Genomic DNA, 23,900 nt, shown 5'->3' with positions numbered 1-23,900 from the left:
TATTTTAGCGAATTAAAAATATTAGTTTGATATATCCTCTTAGTATAATTAAATGTAGGGGAATAAAAAATATAATTATTAAATACAGAATAAAATGAGGTTATTACATGAGCAAAAGAAGTTTTACCGATTATGCATTAAGTAAAGAAATTGTAAGAGCACTTACTGGTTTAGGATATGAACATCCAACGGAAGTGCAAGGAGAGGTTATTCCAGTTGCCTTGCAAAAGAAAGACCTTGTCGTGAAATCACAGACTGGAAGTGGAAAAACCGCTTCATTTGGCATACCACTTTGTGAAATGGTGGAGTGGGAAGAGAATAAGCCACAAGCTTTAGTTTTAACACCGACGAGAGAGCTTGCGGTGCAAGTAAAAGAAGATATTACGAATATAGGTCGTTTCAAAAGAATTAAGGCCGCTGCAGTTTATGGTAAATCTCCATTTGCACGTCAAAAATTAGAGTTAAAGCAAAAAACACATATTGTAGTTGGGACTCCTGGCCGTGTGTTAGATCATATTGAAAAAGGTACCCTTTCTTTAGATTGTTTGAAGTATTTAGTTATTGATGAAGCGGATGAAATGCTGAATATGGGTTTTATCGATCAAGTAGAGGCAATTATTGACGAATTACCTAAAAAACGAATGACAATGCTATTTTCAGCAACACTTCCAAAAGATGTTGAAAAGTTATCTCGTACGTATATGGATTCGCCAACGCATATTGAAATTAAGGCTACCGGGATTACAACAGATAAAATTGAACATACACTTTTTGAGATGAGAGAAGAGGAGAAGCTTTCACTTCTTAAAGATGTAACAACGATTGAGAATCCAGATAGTTGTATTATTTTTTGCCGTACGCAAGAAAATGTAGATCACGTATTTCAGCAGTTAAAGCGGGTTAACTATCCTTGTGACAAAATACATGGTGGTATGGTACAAGAAGATCGTTTTGAAGTTATGGACGATTTTAGAAAAGGAAAGTTCCGTTATTTAGTAGCGACAGACGTAGCTGCTAGAGGAATTGATATTGATAATATTACACATGTTATTAACTATGATATTCCATTAGAAAAAGAAAGTTATGTACATCGTACGGGAAGAACGGGACGAGCTGGTAATAACGGGAAAGCTATTACATTCATGACGCCGTATGAAAATAGATTTTTAGAAGAGATTGAGGAGTACATTGGCTTTGAAATTCCAAAGGCACTTGCACCTTCAAAAGAAGAAGTTATGAAAGGGAAAGCAGTATTTGAGGAAAAGATACATGCTAAACCAATTATAAAGAAAGATAAAAATGCAGACCTAAACAAAGGAATTATGAAATTGTACTTTAATGGCGGGAAGAAAAAGAAAATTAGGGCGGTAGATTTCGTCGGTACAATTGCTAAAATTAAAGGTGTTACAGCAGAAGATATAGGAATTATTACAATACAAGACAATGTTTCTTACGTTGAAATATTAAATGGAAAAGGACCACTTGTTTTAAAAAATATGAAAAACACAACGATTAAAGGGAAACAATTAAAGGTTCATGAAGCAATTAAGTAAACAAAAAAACTATCCACCTCTAACAGGTGGATAGTTTTCTTTGTTTAAGTTTCTTTGAGGTCATCAACTAGTTTCTCTGCTAAACGTCTATACATATTACTCATAGTCACGAAGGATGTTAGTAATAAAAGCTTTTCTAGCTTTGGATCTTCTAAGGAAGAAACCTCGTTTACTTCCTTAACACGGTTATTCACGTCTTGCTTAAAGCTTTCCACATTGGTGTCAGTAAGAGAAAGGTAATCTTTATATAGAGTATTTAATTCGAATGTATCATCGTTTATTAACGGTGCATTTATATTTTCTAAGGAGCTTTTTATATCATTAATGGAAAGAGCTCCTTTTAATTGATAAATTAAGCTGATTAAAATCATATGTTCTTTTGAATACTTTTTATTTTTGATAGGGATGAATAATTTCCCTTTTGCGTAATTGTTAATCATTGTTTTTGTTAATACTTTTTCATCATCAGTTCTCGTTGTATCCGCATAAGTATTCTCAAATAGTTGGACAACTTGGTCTACATATAAGTCGACATTTGGGATATCCTCAAGTTTAATACTTTTTTCTAAATGTAATGATTCAAGTAATTTATTTATATTTTCCACGTAGAACCCCTCACTTTTATAACTTAGTGGAACTTAATGTTTAGTATATCTTTAAATATGGTATTACGAAACAAATGAATTGTAAATGTTGACCCGCACGGATAATACGTATATAATTACATGTAGTTATGAAAACTACATGTAATTATATGAGGGGTGTTTATATGAATGTTTATGTAAGAGAACCGGTTAATGCATTTACTCACTTAGGAGGAGCTGTATTATCATTTATTGCATTATTAGCTATGCTTGTGAAAGTTTCTGTTAAGATGCCATCTGTTGCTGCAATTACAGCTGTTATTTTATTCGGTATCGGGATGATGGTCCTTTATATGGCATCAGCTGTGTATCATAGTGTCGTAGCCAGTGAACGTGTTATTTATTTCTTTAGGAAGCTAGATCATTCTATGATTTTCATATTAATTGCAGGTACATATGCACCCTTTTGCTTAATTACATTAAATTCGGCAAATGGTTTACTATTATTTTGTTTAGTTTATGCAACGGCAATTTGTGGTATTGCTTTTAAAATGTTTTGGTTTAATTGTCCAAGATGGTTATCGACAGCAATTTATCTTCTGATGGGTTGGTTAATTGTTCTATTCTTTGCACCGCTAGCTGAGAATCTAAGTACAGGAGGTATTATTTTCTTAGTACTTGGAGGCATTTTTTATACAATTGGTGGGTTTATTTACGGTGCGAAGCCAAAATGGTTGGAGTTTAAATATATGGGACACCATGAAATTTTTCATGTTTTTGTATTGTTAGGTAGTCTTGCACATTTTCTAAGTGTATATTGTTACGTAATTTGATTAAAAAACGCCACGCGATGTCTGTTATGTGGCGTTTTTTTATTACCTGATTTGAATCGTGTATTGTACTAAAAATCATGGGATAAAATGTAAGTTTCTGTGTTCGCATAATAAACATATGATAAGAAATATGTGATATACTTTGAGAAGTTTATAATGAATGAAATATGGAGGACTATAATTATGGCAATACTTGTAACAGGTGGAGCAGGATATATTGGTAGTCATACATGCGTAGAATTACTAAAAAACGGTTACGAAATTATAGTAGTAGATAATCTTTCGAATAGCTCAGTAGAGTCTATAAATCGAGTGACAGAGATAACAGGAAAACAGTTTAAATTTTATAAAGAAGATATTTTAAATCGAGAAGCACTTGATACGATTTTTGAAGAAAATACAATTGAAGCTGTTATTCACTTTGCAGGCTTTAAGGCTGTAGGGGAATCAGTAGAAATTCCGTTAACGTATTATCATAACAACATTACAAGCACATTAGTATTATGTGAAGTGATGCAGAAGCATGATGTGAAGAAGATGATCTTCAGTTCGTCTGCAACAGTGTATGGTATTCCAGAAACATCACCAATTACGGAGGAGTTTCCATTAAGTGCAACGAATCCATATGGTCAAACGAAATTAATGATTGAACAAATTATGCGTGACGTAGCATTTGCGGATGCAGGATGGAGTATTGCATTACTTCGTTATTTCAACCCATTTGGTGCACATGAAAGTGGACGTATTGGAGAAGATCCAAACGGAATTCCAAATAACTTAATGCCATATGTAACGCAAGTAGCAGTAGGGAAGTTAGAGGAATTAAGTGTATTTGGAAATGACTATCCAACAAAAGATGGCACGGGTGTCCGTGATTATATTCATGTTGTAGACTTAGCAAATGGCCATGTAAAGGCGCTTGAAAAGGTACTTGGCACTACTGGGATAGATGCATACAATCTCGGTACAGGTACTGGTTATAGTGTGTTGGAAATGGTTGAAGCATTTGAAAAGGTTTCGGGCAAAGAAGTTCCTTATAAAATTACGGAGCGTCGACCTGGTGATGTGGCAGTATGTTTTGCAGATGCATCGAAAGCGAAGCGTGAATTAGGATGGGAAGCAAAACGCGGATTAGAAGAGATGTGTGCAGACTCTTGGAGATGGCAATCAAATAACAAAAATGGCTATCTAGAAGTTTAATAAACAGATAAAAAAATGACCTTTTGCGGGAGCAAAAGGTCATTTTTATTTATTTATTTCCATTAAGTTTATTAGCAAATTTAGTAAAGAAAGTTCGCCGTTTTATAGGAGTATTTGACTGACAAAACGTATAGTAATCAATATCTTTAATGTAAGTAAAGAGTCTAGAAATAGCATATAAGAATGTAATAGAAGATCCGAGTGCAAAACTAATACCGTAACCATTGAACCCAAATGGAAGTAGAAGAAGACTTAATAACAAATTTGCAGAAAAGAACAGGGCTGATGTTCGAAATGCCCCTTTACGATCTTCAAAATATAAGAGTAGTAACGTGATAACAAGGACCATCCCGTTTGCATAAGCACCAATTATAGTCAGCTGCAAAATAGAGTATTCAAGTGTTACGTTCCCAGATTGTGAACTAAACATCCATATTATAAAAATAATAAGTAAAGAAAAAATACCTTGATTACGAAGTATTCGTTCCATTTCTTGCTTTAGGACAAAGTTCATTGATTCTTTTAATTGTAAAATTGTATTTAATGTCGCCCCATTGTTAACTGAACCGAAGAACTTCTTATACCGTTCATAAAACCTTGTTTCAATGGATACTACGAAGAAAATATAGGTTGGGATAATGCTTAAATAAGCCCAGAAAACAGATGTATCATAAATTTGATGATAAATAAACGTGTTTTCAATATTTCCTCGCCCTTCTCCGAACCAAATAACAAAGTTACATACCCAAATGCCAATATTGTAAAGTAAGCTTGACCAAAATAGTTCTGGATATTTATCTAAATAAGAAAGAAAGGTAAATTGTTCAGTAGCATCACTATTTGGAAACATTCGTACAATAACTATACTTAACCACACTAATGTAATGAAAGTCCCGATTGTAAAAGAAATTAAAAGTAATAGGGCCAATCCGTGTTCTATTCCAAGTGTTGGATGCCAGTAAGCGATAAGTGCAATTCCAGATAAGGAGAAAATGGAACCAATTAAAAATGCAAGAGCGATGGACTGATAATCTTTAGCTGCTGTTAAATAAATGGATTGAATCCAAATGATGTTTAAAGCTAAAAATAAAAATAGCATCACAATTTTATAATACAAGGCTAATGGTTGTCCTTCAGATATACTTGTTAATACGAGAATATCTGTTTGTTTTAAGTAATCTTTAATATTTACTTTGCCGGTCATTATTACATGCTCTTCTAATCCTAATTGTTGAATTAAATCACGACATTCCTGAGCATATTCTGCTTCTTCTGTATCAGGACCTAGTAAGTAAAATATAAATGGAATATTTTTTTCTAATAATAATTTAGCTGTATAAATCATTGTTTTTACATCTTTAATTGGCACAACTCGTATAATAGCGGAAATGATGAGTTTATCCGAATTGTATTTTGGTTTACGTAACCCTTTATAGTCAGATAAAGTAACGCCATTTGGAACGATTTTTAGTTTATGGGCCGGAGCACCTAATTCTTTTTGATATGCACTATTTCGGCCGAACAACGTAATTACATCAGCGGCTTGTTCATATGCTTGATGAGACAAGTGATGAAAGAAAGAAACCCATCTTTTTTTATATTCAATTGGTATCCAAGTAGATTGTAGTATTTCTTCTTCACGCTCCCGAGAATAAATACCGTGTTCAGTTAGAATAAATGGTATATCGGACTTGGCACTAATTGCAGCACCAAGCAATCCACCATACCCTGTCGATACAGAATGAATAAGATCTAATTCAGGAAAATCAATTTGTAAAATTTGAATTATTGGTGTGAACATAGATCTCCACATCCAAAAGTAATTTAAGAAGGATCCACTACTTTCTTCATATAAATAGCAAGTGTTCAAAATGAGAAACTATCAAGATTGACTATCACGCTTTAGGTCAGTAATAAGATTATCTTATAAAGATAAATGTATTACTGACCAGCCCCTTTCACATAATAGGGGGAGATTTAATGAATTCGAACGAGTTGTTTATGGTATACTGTATTACCTTCTTGGCTTGTATATGGCGGGATACTTCGCCCAAAACAATTTGCAACAATATTGGAGTGGCCAGGATAAGAAATACGAATTTCATACAAATCAATAGAGTCATCTAAATCAGCATAAAAAACTGCTAAGTGGTTGCCTTGTAAAATATATGGGAATGCTACTTCCGTATTTTCAACAAGTAGTACAGGTAATTTTACAGGATTAGAATAGTTAGACCAATCCCAAACCTCTATAGTTACATGGTGTGTGTAATATGCATCTAAATTTACAATGTTTACTACTGCTGAAACAGTTGCGGGCTCTCTTGTTAATACACCTGTGGAGTGAAAAACAAAATGATTTGGATAATGAAGAGGCATAAATATCAAACCTTTCTAAATTAATATGAGTGTACGATATTCTATGCAAAAAATTAATAGAATGAGATAGGGAAAATGTATCATTCTACTAATTTTTTATAGAAATTCAAAACGTAGTATTGAAAAGTATTCCAACACTTGTATCATTGTTAGAGTACGTTTATAATCAAGGAATCCTATTTCATGTTTTGATAGGGTTATTTATTATTGAAAGCGTTTTAAATTTGTTGTTTTTTAAGGTAGGAAGTCTAACTTATTCAGATTAAAAATTATGTATGTAGTTTTAAATAGGAAGAAAAATAATAAAGTGAAACTTTAATCAGTGGGTGGGGGTTGTTCATCCCCAATGATTATTAGCTTTCACCAATCGGGCTTTACGGGCAGTTGATCTCCCACTTAACTTCTTTGCTCTAGCTGAATTTTGAGGTGGGGGTTTTACTGCTCGTTAATGCAGGATAAAGTATCACTTTATATTGTGGGGAGGTTAAAAGTGTGAAAGGGAAAGATTTTCACACGAATATATATGGGTTACGTAGGATTATTACTTTCAGGTGCAGCTTTATTTTTAAATAGTCTTGTCATATTAGGCAAAGTAGAGATGAAAAGTGCAGGTGTTTTTAATTTATTTGTAGGAGCGTTACAAATTATTATACCGTTTTATTTAATTATGATTTCTGATCAAAGTAATTGGACGGTATATTCATATGCAGCTACTTTTTTATTTGGTTTAACTTATTTATATGTGGGCGTTACTTTTATTAAAGGAATGGATAGTAGTGGACTAGGCTGGTTCTGTATTTGGGTAGCAATTATTGCTTTATTCTATATGGTTGTTTCATTTGTTCAATTCCACGATGTTGTTAATGCGTTAACATGGTTTATGTGGGCATTACTTTGGTATTTATTCTTTGTATTAAATGCACAAAAAAAGAATATCAATCAATATCTTGGCAGAATTGCTTTTGTACAATCGTGGGTAACATTGACGTTGCCTTCACTCTTTTATTTTATGGGAGTATGGGGCGAGGGATTCATATATGAACTATGGGTTTATGTATCAGTAATTTCTATTTTATATTGCTGCTATTGTATTTTTAAATATAGAGTACGTTAATGTATCGTGTGTAGAAAAAACATGGAATCGTTAAACTGATTCCATGTTTTTTTATTTTAGCGTTTATAATAATAGAGGTAGTATTTTACAATTTGTAAAAACGGGGATGATGAAGGTGAAAAAAGTATTGGTGCTAGGGGGAACAAGATTTTTTGGTAAACATTTAGTAGAAGTACTGTTGCAAGCTGGACATGATGTAACGATTGCGACGAGCGGAGTTACTGAAGATCCCTTTGGAAGTGCAGTAAAAAGACTGATTGTAGATAGAGAAGATGAGAGGCTACTAGAAGAGCGTTTTGAAGGTAAAAGTTATGATATCGTATACGATAATTTATGCTATAGCTCGAATGCAGCGAAGATAATATGTGAAGTGCTAAAAGGAAAAACGAAGAAATAATACATTATGACATCTTCAATGGCTGTCTATGAGCCTGCGCTAGGCCTGTTAGAAGAAAACTTCAATCCGTACGAGTATACAATTACGTATGGAGGTAGGAATGATTTCAATTATAGTGAAGGTAAGCGATTAGCTGAAGCAGTTTTATTTCAACATGCAACATTCCCAGTCGTTGCGGTAAGATTTCCCGTCGTTATTGGAGAAAACGATTATACGAAAAGATTACAATTTTACGTTGAACATGTTGTGAAACAAGAGTCTATCGTTGTGGATCATGTAGATGGAGAGTTGTCATTTATACATGAAAAAGAAGCAGGAGAATTTTTAGCTTGGTGCGGGATGAAGGACATAGAAGGGCCAATTAATACTTGTAGTAACGGGGTGGTTTCTACCAGAGAAGTTATTCGTTTCATAGAAGAGAATACCGGGATAAAAGCGCTCATTCAAGAAGTAGGAGATAATATAGCTCCTTATAATGGAGTGATTAATTGTACGTTACATAATGGAAAGGCTCGTGAATTAGGATTCCCGTTCCGAGAGTTGAAATTAGAGACGGAAAAAGTTTTACTTTATTACATAAATACAATGAAATAATCATAAATACCCCGGTGGCAATCCGGGGGATTCTGGAGGATTTCGACAATACTAATTTTACATTACCAAATTTACCTTATACGCACGACTAATGTGTTTGTGATTGAATTGCTTGTAAATACTTTTCATTTACCCGGTCCCAGTTCACCGTATGCCACCAGTTGGTAACAAATTCTGGACGCCGATTTTGATACTTTAAATAATAGGCGTGCTCCCATACATCGATGACGAGTAATGGAATTTTACCTTCTTGCAAAGGTGTATCTTGATTGGGTGTACTCATAACGGAAAGTTCCTCACCGTCCAGAACAAGCCATCCATAGCCACTTCCAAAACGACTAATAGCTGCTTTGGAAAGTTGATCTTTTAAGTTGTCAAAGGTATTGAAATAATAATCAATTACTTTTGCAACGTCTCCATTAGGCTCACCGCCACCTCGCGGGCTCATTAATTCCCAAAAAAGACTATGACAATAATGTCCACCACCGTTATTTCTGACAGCTGTAACAATTTCTTTTGGTAAAGTTTTTAAATTACATAGTAACTCTTCTAAAGATTTATTATGTAATTCCGTATAGTTTTCTAAAGCGGCATTCAAGTTATTTACGTATGTCGCATGGTGCTTTCCATGATGAATAGAAAGCGTGTTGCTATCGATATATGGCTCTAGTTCATCATAGTCATATGAAAGCTTTGGCAATTGAAATGAAGACATAACATTCCCTCCTTTCTTATTAAAAAAGTTGGTCTAGGTAAAAATAATTTACCTGAGTCAAAAATACACCTATTTTTTATACAAGTCAATAGTAATCTCTTTAATTTTCTGAAAAATATTACAATAAAAGTAACACTTCGACTTTCATTTGTGACTCTTATTCTTTTTGCTTATACTGTAAAGTAGTAACGTTTTGTTGAAATAGAAGGAGATCGTTTATGAGTAAAACGAAACAATTAATAGAGGAAGCGAGTCATTTTATTACGGTTTGCTATAAAGAGCTTAATAAAGAACAATTCATAGAAGAGAGAATAAAAGAAATTCAAATTGAAATAGAGAAGACGGGGACGTATGAGCATACATTTGAAGAACTTGTTCATGGATCACGAATGGCATGGCGCAATAGTAATCGATGTATCGGAAGACTATTTTGGAGTAAGATGCACATATTAGATGCACGTGAAGTAAATGATGAGGAAGGTGTATACAATGCATTAATTCATCATATTAAATATGCAACGAACGATGGGAAAGTTAAACCGACAATTACAATGTTTAAGCAATATCAAGGTGAAGAAAATAATATACGAATTTATAATCACCAATTGATTCGGTATGCAGGATATAAAACAGAAATGGGAGTGATTGGTGACTCTCATTCCACTGAGTTTACGGATTTTTGTCAGGAACTTGGCTGGCAAGGAGAAGGTACGAATTTCGATGTATTGCCACTTGTGTTTTCTATAAACGGGAAGGCACCTATATATAAAGAAATTCCGAGAGAAGAAGTAAAAGAAGTGCCAATTGAACACCCAGAATACCCGATTTCGTCACTTGGAGCAAAATGGTATGGGGTTCCAATGATTTCAGATATGCGCTTAGAAATTGGCGGTATTTCTTATACGTCAGCCCCGTTCAATGGATGGTATATGGGAACGGAGATTGGGGCTCGTAACTTAGCGGATCATGATCGCTATAATTTACTTCCGGCTGTTGCGGAGATGATGAAGCTCGATACATCGAGAAACGGTACGTTATGGAAAGACAAGGCGCTAATTGAATTAAACGTGGCTGTTTTACATTCTTTTAAAAAACAAGGAGTTAGTATTGTGGATCACCATACAGCTGCACAACAATTTCAACAATTTGAGAAGCAGGAAGCGGCATGTGGACGGGTTGTAACAGGTAATTGGGTGTGGCTCATTCCACCGTTGTCGCCAGCTACCACTCATATTTATCATAAACCGTATCCAAATGAAATTTTGAAGCCGAATTTCTTTCATAAATAATAGCTAGTATAGTTTTTTTTTCTGCAAAATATAATTTTTTTTAATTACTGTTACGTAGCAAATGGAAGCCTTTACTATCGGTTATTTTTGGAAAGGACTTTTTGAACCAAGGAGTTCCTTATGTTATAATCAAATTTCTGTTTCGAAGACCTTATAGAAATATAAGGTCTTTTGTTTTGCTTTTTTATGTAATAGGAATAGAAATTTTCTTTTAAATAAGGGATTTAGCATATTTTTAGGGACAACATAAGTGTGTAGGAAATTGATGGATTATTATTCTTATATAATCATTGTGTTTTGGGTGTAAACAAGAAAACATAATAAAGTTGTTTTTTTAGATTGCTGAGGAAGGAGGAAGTGAAAATGAGGATGAAGAGTCGAAAAACGGATTGGCCTGTATTTCTTATTAGTGGTGGCTCACTTTTATTATTTGTAATTGCAGTTATTTTAAATAAAAGTTACGTAGAGGGAGCCATTAATAGCAGTTTTGCAGCTTCAATTAAATATTTTGGTGCCTTTTGGCAGGTTTTATTAATTGGTACATTTGTTGTTGCAATGTGTATGGCGTTTTCAAAATATGGGAGAGTTAAACTTGGGGGGCTAGAAAAACCTGAGATTAGTACGACAAAATGGCTCGCTATTATTATGTCTACATTACTTGCTGGAGGTGGCGTTTTTTGGGCAGCCGCAGAGCCGATGTACCATTTGATGACGGTGCCACCAATACATGAAGGTATAACTGCTGGAACGCAAGAAGCAGTCATGCCTGCTTTAGCACAAAGTTATATGCACTGGGGTTTCCTGGCTTGGACGATTTTAGGTACAATTAGTGCGGTAGTTATGATGTACGGACATTATCATAAAGGTATGCCGTTAAAGCCTCGAACGCTTTTATATCCTATTTTTGGAGAGAAATTGCGAAAGAGTTGGCTTGGAACGATGATTGATGTATTTGCCATTATTGCAGTAGCTGCAGGGACGATTGGTCCAATCGGATTTTTAGGACTACAAGCAAGTTATGGGTTACAAGCATTGTTTAACATTCCTGATGTGTTTACTACTCAATTAGCCATTATTGTTTGTGTAGTAGCTGTTTCTACTATATCTGCGGTAACAGGAATTGATAAAGGGATTCAAATTATAAGTAATTTAAATGTTAGGTTAGCAGTTCTATTAATGGTATTTGTATTACTATTTGGACCAGGTGGATTTATTATCGATTCATTTGTTTCTTCGTTTGGATTTTATATAAATGAATTTATTCCAATGAGCACATATCGTGGTGATACAGCTTGGTTAGGATCGTGGACAATCTTTTTCTGGGGATGGTTTATTGGATATGGACCGATGATGGCAATTTTAGTGAGCCGAATTTCAAGAGGAAGAACAATCCGAGAAATCATCGTTGCAATTGGAATTATTGCACCTATTATTACAACGTTTTGGTTTACTATACTAGGGGGATCAGGTGTGTTTTATGAGTTAATGAATCCTGGTTCTATCTCGACCGCATTAAGTGAATCAGGTATGCCAGCGGCTATGATTGCAATTACGCAGCAACTGCCATTATCTAATATTATTGGACCTGCATTTCTTTTATTAACAATTTTATTTGTAGTGACAACAGGAGATTCAATGGCTTATTCGATTTCAATGGCAGTGACTGGAGATGGAGATCCTAGAATTAGTTTGCGAGTTTTTTGGTCGCTTATTATGGGCGCAGTTGCGGCAATTCTTTTATATATGGGTGAGGGAAGTATTAACGCCTTACAATCCTTCATTGTAGTGACGGCTGTTCCGGTATCTATTCTGTTATTCCCAATGCTATGGCTAGCGCCTAAAGTCGCAGGGGAATTAGCGTTAAAACAAGGTATTGTAAAAGAAGAAGATAAAACTAGCTTCTTGTTCCAAAAAGCTAGTAAATCAAAATAAATAATTGTATGTATATAAGAAGAGGAAGCATTTCATTTGAGATGCTTCCTCTTTGCTATTTATCCAAATACTTTTCCTGAGGGGATAGTATTTGGATAAACATTTCGTACAGTTTCAATCTATTCTAATACTTTATCTTTCGTCTCTGGGACACATAATAGCATTGTAACTAAACCGATTGGATAGATAATGAAGATGAGAGATAATGCTCCCATTAAATTACCACCTGCAGCAAGTAAGCCGATAATAACAGGTCCAAATCCAGCTAACCCACGTCCTGTACCGAAAATAAAGTTCTCTGCTGTCGAGCGAGCTTCAGCAGGATAGTTTTCAGCTAAAACTGCTCCGAATCCCCCCATCATGCCATTGGCAAAGAATCCAAGCAATGCACTTCCCCATAACAATGATGTTGAGTCTGTGAATAAGAAGAAGTAAATGAGACAGTATATAGTACCACCGACATAATAGATTGTAAAAGTTTTACGGCGGCCAATTTTATCGGCTAGAATACCAAAAGTTGCAATTCCAACTAGCATGCCGATTGTAGAGATGAACATCCAACCGCTCGCTTTTGCTAATGTGTAGTTATACTTATTCGCTAAAATAGTTGGCATCCATGTGAAAATTCCATAATATCCGAAGTTCTGGATGAATGACATAATAATAAGACCAATTGTTGTTATCGTTACTTTTTTATTGGCAAATAACTTTCGAAGTGGGAACTTTTTCATTTGCTTTAGTTGTTCTGCCTCAGTAGTTGTTAAATTACCTTTAGCTTCTTTTTGTAACAATTCTTTTTTGTATCGTTGTTTTTGTTCCCATATTTTCGGTTCACTTAAACTTTTGCGGACGTAAACAGCTAGTAGAGCGGGAATGAGTCCAAATAAGAAAACAGCTCTCCATCCGAAATGTGGGACGATAAATGCCGGAAGGAGTGAAGCGACTAGTACGCCAAATTGCCATCCAAGTGCAACAACGGATGTCGCCTTAGCGCGCATTTCTTTAGACCATGTTTCAGTTACGATGGCCATCCCAATCCCGAATTCACCACCAACTCCCATTCCAACTAAAAAGCGAAGAATTAATAATTGCCAATAATCTGTTGCGAAATAAATAAGTGCTGTTGCTAGTGAGAATAGTAAGATTGTGAAGGCCATCGTACGGATACGCCCAAATAAATCAGCAATAAATCCAAATAAATAAGACCCGATTAGCATTCCTATTGTGGTAGCTAATGTTAAGTTTCCACCTTCAACAGGGCTTAAATGAAATTCTTTTAAAATGTAGACGAGTACGAAAGATAAGAGCAACATGTCTAAACCTTCTGCTGCATATCCTAGCGCAGAACCAAACAATGTTTTATATCTTTTCTCTTTCGTCTCCTCTGTTGTTGATTGTACATCAGTAGTGACGTTCATCATTAATCCTCCTTATTTTCTTCTACAGTCGCTATGGAAGAATAACAAAAGGCCTTCTCACCTGATATGATGAGAAGGCCAAAAAAGCATACGTATCCCTAAAAAAGACCATACGTATAGTATATTCCGACTTCCTTCTCAACCTCACGGGGTTGGGTTAAAGGACTGTATTATATTACTTTATTTTTAGCACTCTTCTGTTAGATTGTCAAATAAAGAGGGGATAGTTATGTGTAAAATATTTCAAAAAACATTTCATTCTCCTTGACGCACGCTTCATTATTTTCCCATAATAAAACTAACTCATATAAAAAGGAATGAATCACAGATGCTAAATTTAGTACTTATGATGATTGAACGCGTCGGACTTATTGTTATTTTAGGATTTTTACTCTCTCATATTAAAACGTTCCGGCGTCTTCTTCATAAGCAAGACGGATATGTAGATAAGTTTAAGCTTATTTGTATTTTTTCAGTGTTTACAATTGTAAGCAATTACACAGGGATTGAAATAGCAGGAAATACTATTATGAATGAAAATTGGTTACAAGGTGTTTCATCATCCAGCACAATTGCGAATACACGAATCATGGGTGTTGGAATTAGTGGATTGCTTGGCGGTCCTATCGTCGGAATTGGAGTAGGTTCTATTGCGGGTATTCATCGTTATATGCTTGGTGGGACGACGGCAGTAAGTTGTGCAATTTCATCAATTTTAGCTGGGATTATAACAGGTTATATTGGATACATTTTCAAAAAATATAACCGTACTATTACTCCTAAATTTTCTGCGATTTTAAGTGTTTTTATCGTTACTTTAGAAATGCTTATGATTCTATTAATTATAGAAGATGGACTTAGTGTTGTGAAAACAATTGCGCTACCGATGATTCTTGTAAATAGTTTTGGCAGTTTCATTTTACTTTCGATGATACTAGCTATTTTACGACAAGAAGAAAACGCAAAAGCTTTGCAAACGCATAAAGTATTACGAATTGCTGATAAGACGTTACCATATTTCCGCCAAGGGTTAACAGAAGAGTCTTGTAAACATGTGGCACAAATTATTCACCGCTTTACGGGAACAGATGCGGTATCCTTAACAGATACAGAGGAAATCTTAGCTCACGTTGGATTAGCATCAGATCATCATATTCCTTCACACAGTTTAATAACAGGTTTATCAAAAGAAGTATTAAAAACAGGGAAAATAATGAAGGCAAAATCACGTGAGATTATTAATTGTCAACATGAAGGGTGTCCATTACAAGCGGCAGTTGTTATTCCATTAACTTCACATGGAAATACGATAGGAACATTAAAACTTTATTTTAAAAACCCTAATCAATTAAGTCGTGTTGAAGAAGAGTTAGCGGAAGGGCTAGCGAAAATATTCTCCACACAGCTTGAGTTAGGTGAAGCTGAGTTACAAAGTAAGTTATTGCAAGATGCCGAAATAAAAGCGTTGCAAGCACAAATCAATCCGCATTTTTTATTTAATGCAATTAATACAGTATCAGCTTTATGCCGAACAGATGTAGAGAAAGCGAGAAAATTATTATTGCAGCTTAGCGTTTATTTTCGTTGTAATTTGCAAGGGGCACGACAATTACTTATTCCATTAGAACAAGAGTTGAATCATGTACATGCATATTTATCGTTAGAGCAAGCGAGGTTTCCGAATAAGTATGAAGTGAAGATGTACATTGAAGAGGCACTAAAGGTGACTTTAGTTCCACCATTTGTGCTTCAGCTATTAGTTGAAAATGCATTGCGCCATGCTTTTCCGAAAAAGCAGCCAGTGTGCCAAGTCGAGGTACATGTGTTTGAAAAAGAAGGGATGGTTCACTTTGAAGTAAAGGATAATGGACAAGGGATTGAGAGTGAACGTCTAGAGCAATTAGGAAAAATGGTAGTTCCATCAAAGAAAGGGACGGGAACAGCCTTATATAATATTAATGAACGACTTATCGGGTTATTTGGGAAAGAGACAATGCTTCAAATTGAAAGTGAATTAGAGCAAGGGACAAAGATCCTCTTTGTGATTCCGAAAAAAGTAGAGGAGGAAAAACGGAGTGTTAAAAGTATTAGTAGTTGATGATGAAATGTTAGCACGGGATGAATTGAAATATTTATTAGAGAAAACAAAAGAAGTAGAGATAATTGGTGAGGCGGATTGTGTAGAGGATGCATTAGAAGAATTAATGAAAAACAAACCAGATATTGTTTTTCTAGATATTCAATTATCTGATGATAATGGATTTGAAATCGCAAATATATTAAAGAAAATGAAAAACCCACCTTCAATTGTGTTTGCTACTGCATATGATCAATATGCGTTGCAAGCATTTGAAGTAGATGCGTTAGATTACATTTTAAAGCCATTTGATGAAGAACGTATCGTACAGACATTAAAGAAATATAAAAAACAAAAGCAAATAAAGTTAGAAACAAAGCAAGATGTAAAGAGTGTAGATGTAACGGCCGAGATGCATAAATTAGCATTACCAATTGAGGAATCAATTGTACTTGTTAACATTGAAGATATTATTTATGTAGGGCTTGTAGATGGGAAAGTAACTGTAAAAACAATGAAAGAAACATATGTAACACATGATACGCTTGTCATTTTGGAAAAGAAATTACCACAAACAATTTTTATGCGTGTTCATCGTAGTTTCGTTGCTAATATTAATCATATTTCTGAGATACAGCCGTGGTTTAATTCGACTTATAACTTAATTATGAAAGAGGGATCCAAAGTCCCGGTTAGCCGTACATATGCAAAAGAACTTAAAAAGCTGCTTCGTATTTAAGAAGCAGCTTTTTGTATTTCGTCTGCCTATTTTTGTAACTAATTTTGTATATTTGACGTTCTGTTATGTAAACGCTTACAGTTTTATTTTTATCTTATACAATAAAGGTACCAAATCGAAAGAGGTGGCCAAAATGAGTACGAAAAAAGTATATAGTTTCTTATCACAAGCATTCATATTTTCAGCTATTATGTTAGTTTCTAATATTATTGCAACGCATTTACCAATTCCAATGCCTTCATCGGTGATCGGATTAGTTATTTTATTTAGCCTATTATGTTTAAAAGTTATTAAATTGGAACAAGTTGAATCACTCGGAACGGCTTTAACAGGTATTATCGGATTCCTTTTCGTTCCATCAGGTATTTCGGTTATTAATTCTCTCGGTGTAATGGGACAATATTTTGTACAAATTTTAACTGTAATTGTTGTCGCAACAATTATTTTACTCGCTGTAACAGGATTATTTGCACAATTTATTTTAGGAAAAGACGATAAAGAAATAGAAGATACGAAAGAATTGAAAGTAGTAAATAAAGGACGCAAGCACGGAAAAGTTGCGTAACCAATTTAGTATATATTGTTAGGAGGGAATGAACATGGCAAGCACAATGACTCCATATTTCGGAATCGTCGTTTCATTAATCGCATACGGAATCGGAACATTATTATTTAAGCATTCAAAAGGATTCTTCTTATTCACACCATTATTCGTAGCGATGGTATTAGGGATTGTCTTTCTAAAAGTAGGTAACTTTACTTTTGAAGAATATAATACTGGCGGAAAAATGATTAGCTTCTTCTTAGAACCAGCAACAATCGCGTTTGCAATTCCATTATATAAACAAGTTGATAAGTTAAAAAAATATTGGTGGCAAATTTTATCGGCTATTGTGGTTGGATCTATTTGTTCAGTGGTTGTTGTGTTCATTGTCGCAAAAGCAATTGGTCTAGATACAGCTGTAATGAACTCAATGTTACCGCAGGCAGCAACAACAGCAATTGCATTACCAATCTCTGAAAGTATCGGTGGTATTCCAGCAATTACATCATTTGCAGTTATCTTTAATGCTGTTATCGTATACGCATTAGGAGCTTTATTCTTAAAAACATTTAGAGTTAAACATCCGATTGCTAAAGGTTTAGCGCTTGGAACAGCAGGACATGCGTTAGGGGTTGCAGTAGGTATCGAAATGGGTGAAGTAGAAGCAGCTATGGCCAGTATCGCTGTGACAGTGGTTGGTGTCGTAACAGTGGTGGTTATTCCAATGTTCATGCCGTTTATTGGATGATAAAACTTACTAAAAAAAATATAAAAGCAAGTTATTTGTAGGACGGATTTCTACTGATAGCTTGCTTTTTATGTTACAGTAGTGGTAAGACCTATTGAAGGATAAAAGTTTCCTTAAATCTTCATTAATACTACGTATAATGCGTTCTGAAATAGGTCATTGTATTGTAAAATAAGAAGTAACATAATATATAGCACAATTAACGGGTGGTTAGAGTTGAATATAAATTGCTCGCAATGGCTTTAATATTAAAGGATAATTATAAGTAGAGGATAGAGAGAGATCTACTTGTTAACGTTTTACTTTATAGGACAGGAGAGAGTACTCGTCGATTATGCAAATAAAAAACCTGTTTCAAAGCAAAGGATTTCAGAGGTTAATCGTATTAGTATTACTTGCTCTCATATTGTATGGGATGCAAAGTATGTTAAATTTAATTTTAATTACGTTTATGTTGACGTATTTAATGGATCGATTCCAAAAGTTTATTTCTCGTAAATTAGATCATTTCATGCCAATTAATCGAAAAATTATTATAGCGCTTTTATATGTAATGTTAGTGGCGGGAATTGCCATTACGCTATTTAAATATTTACCGGTATTAACAATACAAATTTCACAATTGATTTATCAATTTAATGTATTTTTAAGAAATCCACCTGATAGTGAATTAATTAAGTATGCAGTTAATGCTGTTAATCATATGGAGCTTTCTAAATATGTGGGGCAAGGCGTAGACATTTTGTATAAATCTATTACGAATGTTGGGAAATTTGGCCTTCAAGTTTTACTTTCTGTAATTTTAAGCTTATTTTTCTTACTTGAAAAAGCACGTATCGTTGCTTTTACTTCGAAATTTAAAGAAAGCCGACTTGCAATTTTCTATAACGAAATAGAGTATTTCGGAAAGAAATTTGCACGTTCATTTGGAAAAGTAATCGAAGCACAATTTTTAATTGCAATTGTTAACTGTGTTTTATCTGTTATTGCATTATGGATATTAGGATTCCCGCAATTACTAGGTTTAGCGTTAATGATTTTCTTGCTTGGTTTAATTCCAGTGGCGGGTGTTATTATCTCGTTATTCCCACTCTGTATGATTGCTTACAATATTGGCGGTATTATGTATGTCGTTTATATTGTAGTTATTGTAACAGTAATTCATGCACTTGAGAGCTATGTATTAAATCCGAAGTTTATGTCACAAAAAACAAACTTACCAATCTTCTACACATTTATGATATTAATTTTCTCTGAGCATTTCTTAGGTGTGTGGGGACTTATTATCGGTATTCCAATCTTCATTTTCTTATTAGATGTCTTAGATGTGACAAGTGATGAAATGGAGAAGGACGTTGGAAAAAAATAAAGTGAAGTAAAGAAAAAGCATCGAAGTTCGATGCTTTTTCTTTTATAACATGACGTTCCTTATGCCATACTGTAAGGAGAAGATAGAATAGGGGTGAAATAATGGCTGTAAATGAAAAGATAGAGTTAGCTACGTTTGCCGGAGGGTGTTTCTGGTGTATGGTTTCGCCATTTGAAGAGATGGAAGGGATTATACAGGTTGTTTCAGGCTATACAGGTGGCCATAAAGAGGATCCAACGTATAAAGAAGTGTGCTCGGAAACAACTGGGCATTATGAAGCAGTACAAATTACATTTGATGCAAATAAAATGCCGTATGAAGAGTTGTTAAATATATATTGGAGACAAATTGACCCGACTGATATAGGGGGACAATTCCACGACCGCGGGCAGTCTTATGAAACGGTGATTTTTTATCATAATGAAGAACAACATAAAAAGGCAGAGGCTTCAAAAGAAGAGCTCGAGAAAAGTGGGCATTTTTCGAAGCCAATTGCGACAAAAATATTGCCAGCTGCTACGTTTTATCCAGCTGAAGAATATCACCAAGGATATTATAAGAAGAATACATTTCGCTATGAGTTATATCGTAAAGGCTCAGGTCGAGATGCTTTTATTAAACAACATTGGCCAAAGAATAATGCTCATTTAAAAGAAAGATTAAACGAGATGCAGTTTTATGTAACACAGGAAAATGGGACAGAACCGCCTTTTCAAAATGAGTATTGGAATCATAAAGAAGAAGGGCTTTATGTAGATATTGTTTCGGGGGAACCATTATTTACTTCTTTCGATAAGTTCGATAGCGGCTGTGGATGGCCGAGTTTTACGAAACCAGTTATGTCAGCTAGTGTGAAAGAAAAAATGGATGTTAGCCATAATATGACGCGTACGGAAGTGAGAAGTAAAGAAGGAGATTCACATCTTGGGCATGTATTTCCAGACGGCCCAGGACAAAACGGCCTTCGTTATTGTATTAATTCGGCAGCGCTACGCTTTATTCAAAAAGAAGATTTAGAAAAAGAAGGATATAGTGATTTCCTAATCTTGTTTGGGAATAAAAAATAACCTCGCAGTCAGCGAGGTTATTTTTTTATTTTACTTTTTTCTTTTTAAATTTGCTTAATGCTTCATAAACGATTGGAACAATAAGAAGTGTTAATAACGTTGAACTTGTTAATCCACCAATTACTGTTACGCCAAGTCCTTTAGAAATTAAGCCGCTACCTTCAAATCCTAATGCAAGCGGGATAAGAGCCCCGATTGTTGCAATTGCAGTCATTAAGATAGGACGCAGGCGTGTTGTACCAGCTTCTAATAATGCTTCACGTGTTGATAGGCCGTCATTTTCTTTATGAATAACACGGTCAATGAGCACGATTGCGTTCGTTACAACGATACCAATTAGCATAAGAGCCCCAATCATCGCAGATACGCTTAACGTTTCGCCAGAGATTAATAAGGCAACGAGTGCACCAATGATTGTGAATGGTAGCGAGAATAAAATTGCGAATGGTGCAAGGGCACCGCCAAATGTAACAACAAGAACGAAGTATACAATGGCAATCGCAGCTAACATCGCTAAGCCAAGTTGTTTGAATGATTCTTGAATATCTTGTGTAACACCACCCATAGAAACATCTATACCAGAAGGAAGATCCATTTTATCTACTTCTTTTTGAACAGCGGCAGATGCTTTTGAAACGTCATCAGATGTTAGTTTTGCACTAACTTCCGCATAAACACGGCCATCACGATGTGTTACTGTGTTAGAAGTTTCACCTTCTTTTACAGTCATAACATCTTTAACAGCAACTTCATTACCAAGTGGTGTTGTAATTTTACGATTTGTTAAGTCATCGATCGTTTCATAGTTTTGTTTTTCAGTTTCTACATATACATTTATATCTTTATCATCTTTTTTAATTGTTGTAAGAACAGGGCGGTCATGTTGATTAGAAAGTCCCATTCCAATTTGAGCAGCAGTTAGCCCCATTTTACTTAACTTTTCTTGATCAGCGACTAAAGTATATTCTGCATATGTTTTTGCAACACTAGAGTCTATGTCTTTTAAATCTTTATTTTTCTTCATGATATTTTGAATGTCTTTCACGACAGGCTTAATTTCTTCAGAGCTATCTCCATAAACGTATAGCTTAATTTCGTTACTACCGCCACCTGCTCCGAAATCTTGGTTTTTCCATTCACCTTTTCCAGACATCTTTTGTAAATCTTTAACGACTTGTTCTTTCTCTTTTTCAAAGTTTTTCGTATCGTTATCATATTGAACGAAGAACATCGCTTGATTTGTTTGACCAGGGCTCATTGGGTTTTCGCCGCCTAATGAGAATTGAATCGTTTTGACGTCTTTTTTATCTTGGAAATGCTTTTCAGCTTTCGTTGCAATTTTTTCAACGTCGTCTAACGTTTGACCTGGCTCAGGTTTGTACGTTGCGATAATCATTTTTTCTTCTTCAGATGGTAAGAAGCTGACACCGATGATTGGTACAAGTGCAAGGCTGCCTACTAATAGGAGGACTGTGATACTTGATGTAATAATTTTATGGTTTAACGCCCATTCAAGTATACGTTTATAGCCGTTTGCTAATTTGCTTGGTTTTTCCTCATGATGTACTTCTTTTTCTCTCATGCTTTCCTTCTTAAATAAGGAATGTGCTAGCATCGGCACAATTGTAACTGCCACAAGTAAGGAAGCAAGTAGGGCAAAAACAATTGTTAAAGCAAATGGTAAGAACATTTCACCAATCATACCCTTTACAAGCCCAAGAGGTAAGAATACAGCGATTGTTACAATTGTAGAAGACATAATCGGGATAAACATTTCTTTCGTAGCTTCACGAATTAAATCTTTCCCACGTAATTTCTCTTCTGATAAAGACATACGTCGGTAAATATTTTCAATAACAACAATTGAGTCATCAACAACGCGTCCAATAGCAACTGTCATTGCTCCAAGTGTCATAATGTTAAGGGTAATATCCATTTGTTTTATTACTAAAACTGCAATTAATAAAGAAAGTGGTATAGAAACGACAGAGATTAGTGTTGTTCGAATGTTTCGCAGGAACAACATAATAATAACAATCGCAAAGATAGCACCGAAAATAGCTTTGCTAAGCATTGTTTCGACTGATTTTTCAATAGGCGCACCTTGATCGAATGTTGAAATAATCTCTAAGTCTTTATATTTTTTCTCAAGGTCTTTTACTTTATCTTTAACTGCATTTACAACATCAACTGTATTCGCATCAGCAGCCTTCACAATTTGAATACCGATTGCTTCTTTTCCATTCGTTCGAGAAATGGATTCTGCTTTTCCAACTTCTTTAATATCAGCAATCTCTTCTAATGTAACCGTTGGTATGCCATTCATAGCGGCCGGATTCATCTGTGGTGCTTGTGTTCCAGCACCAGCGTTTTGGCTACCTTGACCATTCGGTGATGAAGGGATAGCTGGAATTTTTAATTCTTTTAATGCTTTAATTGTTGTAATGTTACCATCGACAACAACTGATTTTTCCGTATCTTTAAATGTATATAAGCCAAGTGGTAACGATACGTCCGAACCTTTAATTATATTTTTTACAGTATCTTCACTTAAACCTAATTCTTTCATCTTATCTTTTTTGAAGACAAGCTGTACTTCGTCTACTTGTTGACCTGCGATTTGAACAGATGCGACACCATCAAGTCCTTTTAATCCAGGAACAATATTTTTTTCTACATTTTCTGTTAAGGAAGCTAAAGATTCATTTTTACTCGCTACGCTTAATGAAATAACAGGAAAGGCATTAAAGTTTACTCGTGAGACTTTCGGGTCTTTCACACCTTCTGGCAGTTTCACGTTTGCGAGCGATTCTTTAATTTCCGTTTCGGCTTTTTCCATATTTTTATCAAAATCATATTCTACCTGAATAGAAGATGCGTTTTGATAAGATGATGAACTAACAACGTTTACACCGCTTAAATTTTGGAGTTGCTCTTCCATTGGTTTTGAAATTTTATCAGCTACTTCTTCTGGTGTAGCACCAGGATAAACCGTGGTTACTGTTACAATCGGTGTTGTAATATCAGGAATTGTCTCCAGCTTCATATTGAGTCCAGAATAAATACCCGCAATAGTAACAATAATGGTTAGTAGCCAAACTGCGAACTTATTTTTTAACGTGAAATTGATGATTTTGTTCATGTTTGCGCTCCCTTTTTATTATATTGACCAATCGGTCAGTCTAATACATAATATAACTGACCGATTGGTCAGTCGTCAATGAAAAGAGATGGTATAATAAAATCAAACTGTAAGTAGTCGGTTTCCTATTTTTTTTCTGAGCATTGGCTTTTACTAACCGGATTTTATAGATGGAAAGGCTTCTATAAAAACCATTTACTCCATTA

General features: G+C 34.8%; 18 protein-coding genes and 2 pseudogenes. 14 read left to right on the top strand and 6 right to left on the bottom strand.

Annotated elements, in window-relative coordinates; translation table 11 throughout:
* Window positions 1–107 precede the first annotated feature (107 nt).
* Window positions 108–1,553: a DEAD/DEAH box helicase gene (locus AC0IXC_RS19645; protein WP_002035006.1), complete on the top strand. Its 1,446-nt coding sequence runs from the start codon at window positions 108–110 to the stop codon at window positions 1,551–1,553.
* Between the two features lie 44 nt (window positions 1,554–1,597).
* On the opposite strand, the gene AC0IXC_RS19640 is transcribed toward AC0IXC_RS19645, so the two are convergent.
* A complete protein-coding gene (locus tag AC0IXC_RS19640) occupies window positions 1,598–2,158 on the bottom strand; it encodes a DUF1836 domain-containing protein (RefSeq protein ID WP_098635878.1) in 561 nt (186 codons plus the stop codon).
* A gap of 164 nt (window positions 2,159–2,322) precedes the next feature.
* Here AC0IXC_RS19640 and trhA point away from each other — a divergent pair, with 164 nt between their 5' ends.
* Together trhA and galE are read left to right on the top strand one after the other, a co-directional pair.
* Window positions 2,323–2,970: a PAQR family membrane homeostasis protein TrhA gene (gene trhA / locus AC0IXC_RS19635; RefSeq protein WP_002016441.1), complete on the top strand. Its 648-nt coding sequence runs from the start codon at window positions 2,323–2,325 to the stop codon at window positions 2,968–2,970.
* Window positions 2,971–3,153: 183 nt separating this feature from the next.
* Complete coding sequence (galE, locus tag AC0IXC_RS19630; protein ID WP_002035009.1) at window positions 3,154–4,170, top strand: UDP-glucose 4-epimerase GalE; 1,017 nt, start codon at window positions 3,154–3,156, stop codon at window positions 4,168–4,170.
* 49 nt (window positions 4,171–4,219) lie between these two features.
* Here galE and pelG read toward each other — a convergent pair whose 3' ends face one another.
* Window positions 4,220–6,040: an exopolysaccharide Pel transporter PelG gene (gene pelG / locus AC0IXC_RS19625; protein WP_215590541.1), complete on the bottom strand. Its 1,821-nt coding sequence runs from the start codon at window positions 6,038–6,040 to the stop codon at window positions 4,220–4,222.
* Between the two features lie 107 nt (window positions 6,041–6,147).
* Window positions 6,148–6,549, bottom strand: coding sequence for a hypothetical protein (locus tag AC0IXC_RS19620; protein ID WP_193652235.1), 402 nt, complete (start codon window positions 6,547–6,549; stop codon window positions 6,148–6,150).
* Window positions 6,550–7,072: 523 nt separating this feature from the next.
* Between AC0IXC_RS19620 and AC0IXC_RS19615 the strand changes: the two genes are divergently transcribed.
* A complete protein-coding gene (locus AC0IXC_RS19615) occupies window positions 7,073–7,663 on the top strand; it encodes an AmiS/UreI family transporter (protein ID WP_061673851.1) in 591 nt (196 codons plus the stop codon).
* A gap of 43 nt (window positions 7,664–7,706) precedes the next feature.
* Window positions 7,707–8,654, top strand: a pseudogene (locus AC0IXC_RS19610) (NAD-dependent epimerase/dehydratase family protein).
* 88 nt (window positions 8,655–8,742) lie between these two features.
* Here the strand turns inward: AC0IXC_RS19610 and sodA are convergent.
* Window positions 8,743–9,369: a superoxide dismutase [Mn] gene (gene sodA / locus AC0IXC_RS19605; RefSeq protein ID WP_002034977.1), complete on the bottom strand. Its 627-nt coding sequence runs from the start codon at window positions 9,367–9,369 to the stop codon at window positions 8,743–8,745.
* A gap of 218 nt (window positions 9,370–9,587) precedes the next feature.
* Between sodA and AC0IXC_RS19600 the strand changes: the two genes are divergently transcribed.
* Window positions 9,588–10,658: a nitric oxide synthase oxygenase gene (locus AC0IXC_RS19600; protein ID WP_471653170.1), complete on the top strand. Its 1,071-nt coding sequence runs from the start codon at window positions 9,588–9,590 to the stop codon at window positions 10,656–10,658.
* Window positions 10,659–11,021: 363 nt separating this feature from the next.
* Window positions 11,022–12,590 (top strand): BCCT family transporter, encoded by a 1,569-nt coding sequence (locus tag AC0IXC_RS19595; protein ID WP_002143945.1) that lies wholly within the window; start codon window positions 11,022–11,024, stop codon window positions 12,588–12,590.
* 119 nt (window positions 12,591–12,709) lie between these two features.
* Here AC0IXC_RS19595 and AC0IXC_RS19590 read toward each other — a convergent pair whose 3' ends face one another.
* Complete coding sequence (locus tag AC0IXC_RS19590; protein ID WP_193652232.1) at window positions 12,710–14,008, bottom strand: MFS transporter; 1,299 nt, start codon at window positions 14,006–14,008, stop codon at window positions 12,710–12,712.
* Window positions 14,009–14,336: 328 nt separating this feature from the next.
* Here AC0IXC_RS19590 and lytS point away from each other — a divergent pair, with 328 nt between their 5' ends.
* The 7 genes and pseudogenes from lytS (at window position 14,337) to msrB (ending at window position 20,552) form a co-directional block, all read left to right on the top strand.
* Window positions 14,337–16,106 carry a two-component system sensor histidine kinase LytS gene (gene lytS, locus AC0IXC_RS19585; RefSeq protein WP_002089899.1) on the top strand — a complete coding sequence of 590 codons (1,770 nt, stop codon included), beginning with the start codon at window positions 14,337–14,339 and terminating at the stop codon, window positions 16,104–16,106.
* On the top strand, window positions 16,084–16,824 hold the full coding sequence (locus tag AC0IXC_RS19580) for a LytR/AlgR family response regulator transcription factor (protein WP_002130151.1): 741 nt from the start codon (window positions 16,084–16,086) through the stop codon (window positions 16,822–16,824). Before lytS ends, AC0IXC_RS19580 begins: the two co-directional genes overlap by 23 nt.
* A gap of 133 nt (window positions 16,825–16,957) precedes the next feature.
* Entirely contained in the window at window positions 16,958–17,389 is a 432-nt protein-coding gene (gene lrgA / locus AC0IXC_RS19575; protein WP_000104908.1) for an antiholin-like murein hydrolase modulator LrgA, read from the top strand.
* 34 nt (window positions 17,390–17,423) lie between these two features.
* Window positions 17,424–18,116 carry an antiholin-like protein LrgB gene (lrgB, locus tag AC0IXC_RS19570; protein WP_000168872.1) on the top strand — a complete coding sequence of 231 codons (693 nt, stop codon included), beginning with the start codon at window positions 17,424–17,426 and terminating at the stop codon, window positions 18,114–18,116.
* A 334-nt stretch (window positions 18,117–18,450) separates the two neighbouring features.
* Window positions 18,451–19,485: an AI-2E family transporter gene (locus tag AC0IXC_RS19565; protein ID WP_002016425.1), complete on the top strand. Its 1,035-nt coding sequence runs from the start codon at window positions 18,451–18,453 to the stop codon at window positions 19,483–19,485.
* Between the two features lie 101 nt (window positions 19,486–19,586).
* Window positions 19,587–20,054: pseudogene (gene msrA / locus AC0IXC_RS19560) on the top strand (peptide-methionine (S)-S-oxide reductase MsrA); the annotation flags it as partial.
* A gap of 45 nt (window positions 20,055–20,099) precedes the next feature.
* Window positions 20,100–20,552 (top strand): peptide-methionine (R)-S-oxide reductase MsrB, encoded by a 453-nt coding sequence (gene msrB / locus AC0IXC_RS19555; protein ID WP_369811989.1) that lies wholly within the window; start codon window positions 20,100–20,102, stop codon window positions 20,550–20,552.
* A gap of 25 nt (window positions 20,553–20,577) precedes the next feature.
* Here msrB and AC0IXC_RS19550 read toward each other — a convergent pair whose 3' ends face one another.
* Entirely contained in the window at window positions 20,578–23,694 is a 3,117-nt protein-coding gene (locus tag AC0IXC_RS19550) for an efflux RND transporter permease subunit (protein ID WP_471653169.1), read from the bottom strand.
* Between the last annotated feature and the right edge of the window lie 206 nt (window positions 23,695–23,900).

Source organism: Bacillus sp. AC266 (genome assembly GCF_979253805.1).
Note: the sequence above shows the minus strand (reverse complement) of the source record. Positions and strands in the feature narration are given on the sequence as shown.

Excerpts from the sequence above, each read along its gene's own strand:
- lrgB (WP_000168872.1), top strand. The coding sequence starts at position 17,424 with ATGGCAAGCACAATGACTCCATATTTCGGAATCGTCGTTTCATTAATC.
- AC0IXC_RS19550 (WP_471653169.1), bottom strand. The coding sequence starts at position 23,694 with ATGAACAAAATCATCAATTTCACGTTAAAAAATAAGTTCGCAGTTTGG.
- AC0IXC_RS19590 (WP_193652232.1), bottom strand. The coding sequence starts at position 14,008 with ATGAACGTCACTACTGATGTACAATCAACAACAGAGGAGACGAAAGAG.
- AC0IXC_RS19645 (WP_002035006.1), top strand. The coding sequence starts at position 108 with ATGAGCAAAAGAAGTTTTACCGATTATGCATTAAGTAAAGAAATTGTA.
- galE (WP_002035009.1), top strand. The coding sequence starts at position 3,154 with ATGGCAATACTTGTAACAGGTGGAGCAGGATATATTGGTAGTCATACA.
- AC0IXC_RS19565 (WP_002016425.1), top strand. The coding sequence starts at position 18,451 with ATGCAAATAAAAAACCTGTTTCAAAGCAAAGGATTTCAGAGGTTAATC.
- trhA (WP_002016441.1), top strand. The coding sequence starts at position 2,323 with ATGAATGTTTATGTAAGAGAACCGGTTAATGCATTTACTCACTTAGGA.
- AC0IXC_RS19600 (WP_471653170.1), top strand. The coding sequence starts at position 9,588 with ATGAGTAAAACGAAACAATTAATAGAGGAAGCGAGTCATTTTATTACG.
- lytS (WP_002089899.1), top strand. The coding sequence starts at position 14,337 with ATGCTAAATTTAGTACTTATGATGATTGAACGCGTCGGACTTATTGTT.
- AC0IXC_RS19615 (WP_061673851.1), top strand. The coding sequence starts at position 7,073 with ATGGGTTACGTAGGATTATTACTTTCAGGTGCAGCTTTATTTTTAAAT.
- AC0IXC_RS19595 (WP_002143945.1), top strand. The coding sequence starts at position 11,022 with ATGAGGATGAAGAGTCGAAAAACGGATTGGCCTGTATTTCTTATTAGT.
- lrgA (WP_000104908.1), top strand. The coding sequence starts at position 16,958 with ATGAGTACGAAAAAAGTATATAGTTTCTTATCACAAGCATTCATATTT.
- AC0IXC_RS19620 (WP_193652235.1), bottom strand. The coding sequence starts at position 6,549 with ATGCCTCTTCATTATCCAAATCATTTTGTTTTTCACTCCACAGGTGTA.
- sodA (WP_002034977.1), bottom strand. The coding sequence starts at position 9,369 with ATGTCTTCATTTCAATTGCCAAAGCTTTCATATGACTATGATGAACTA.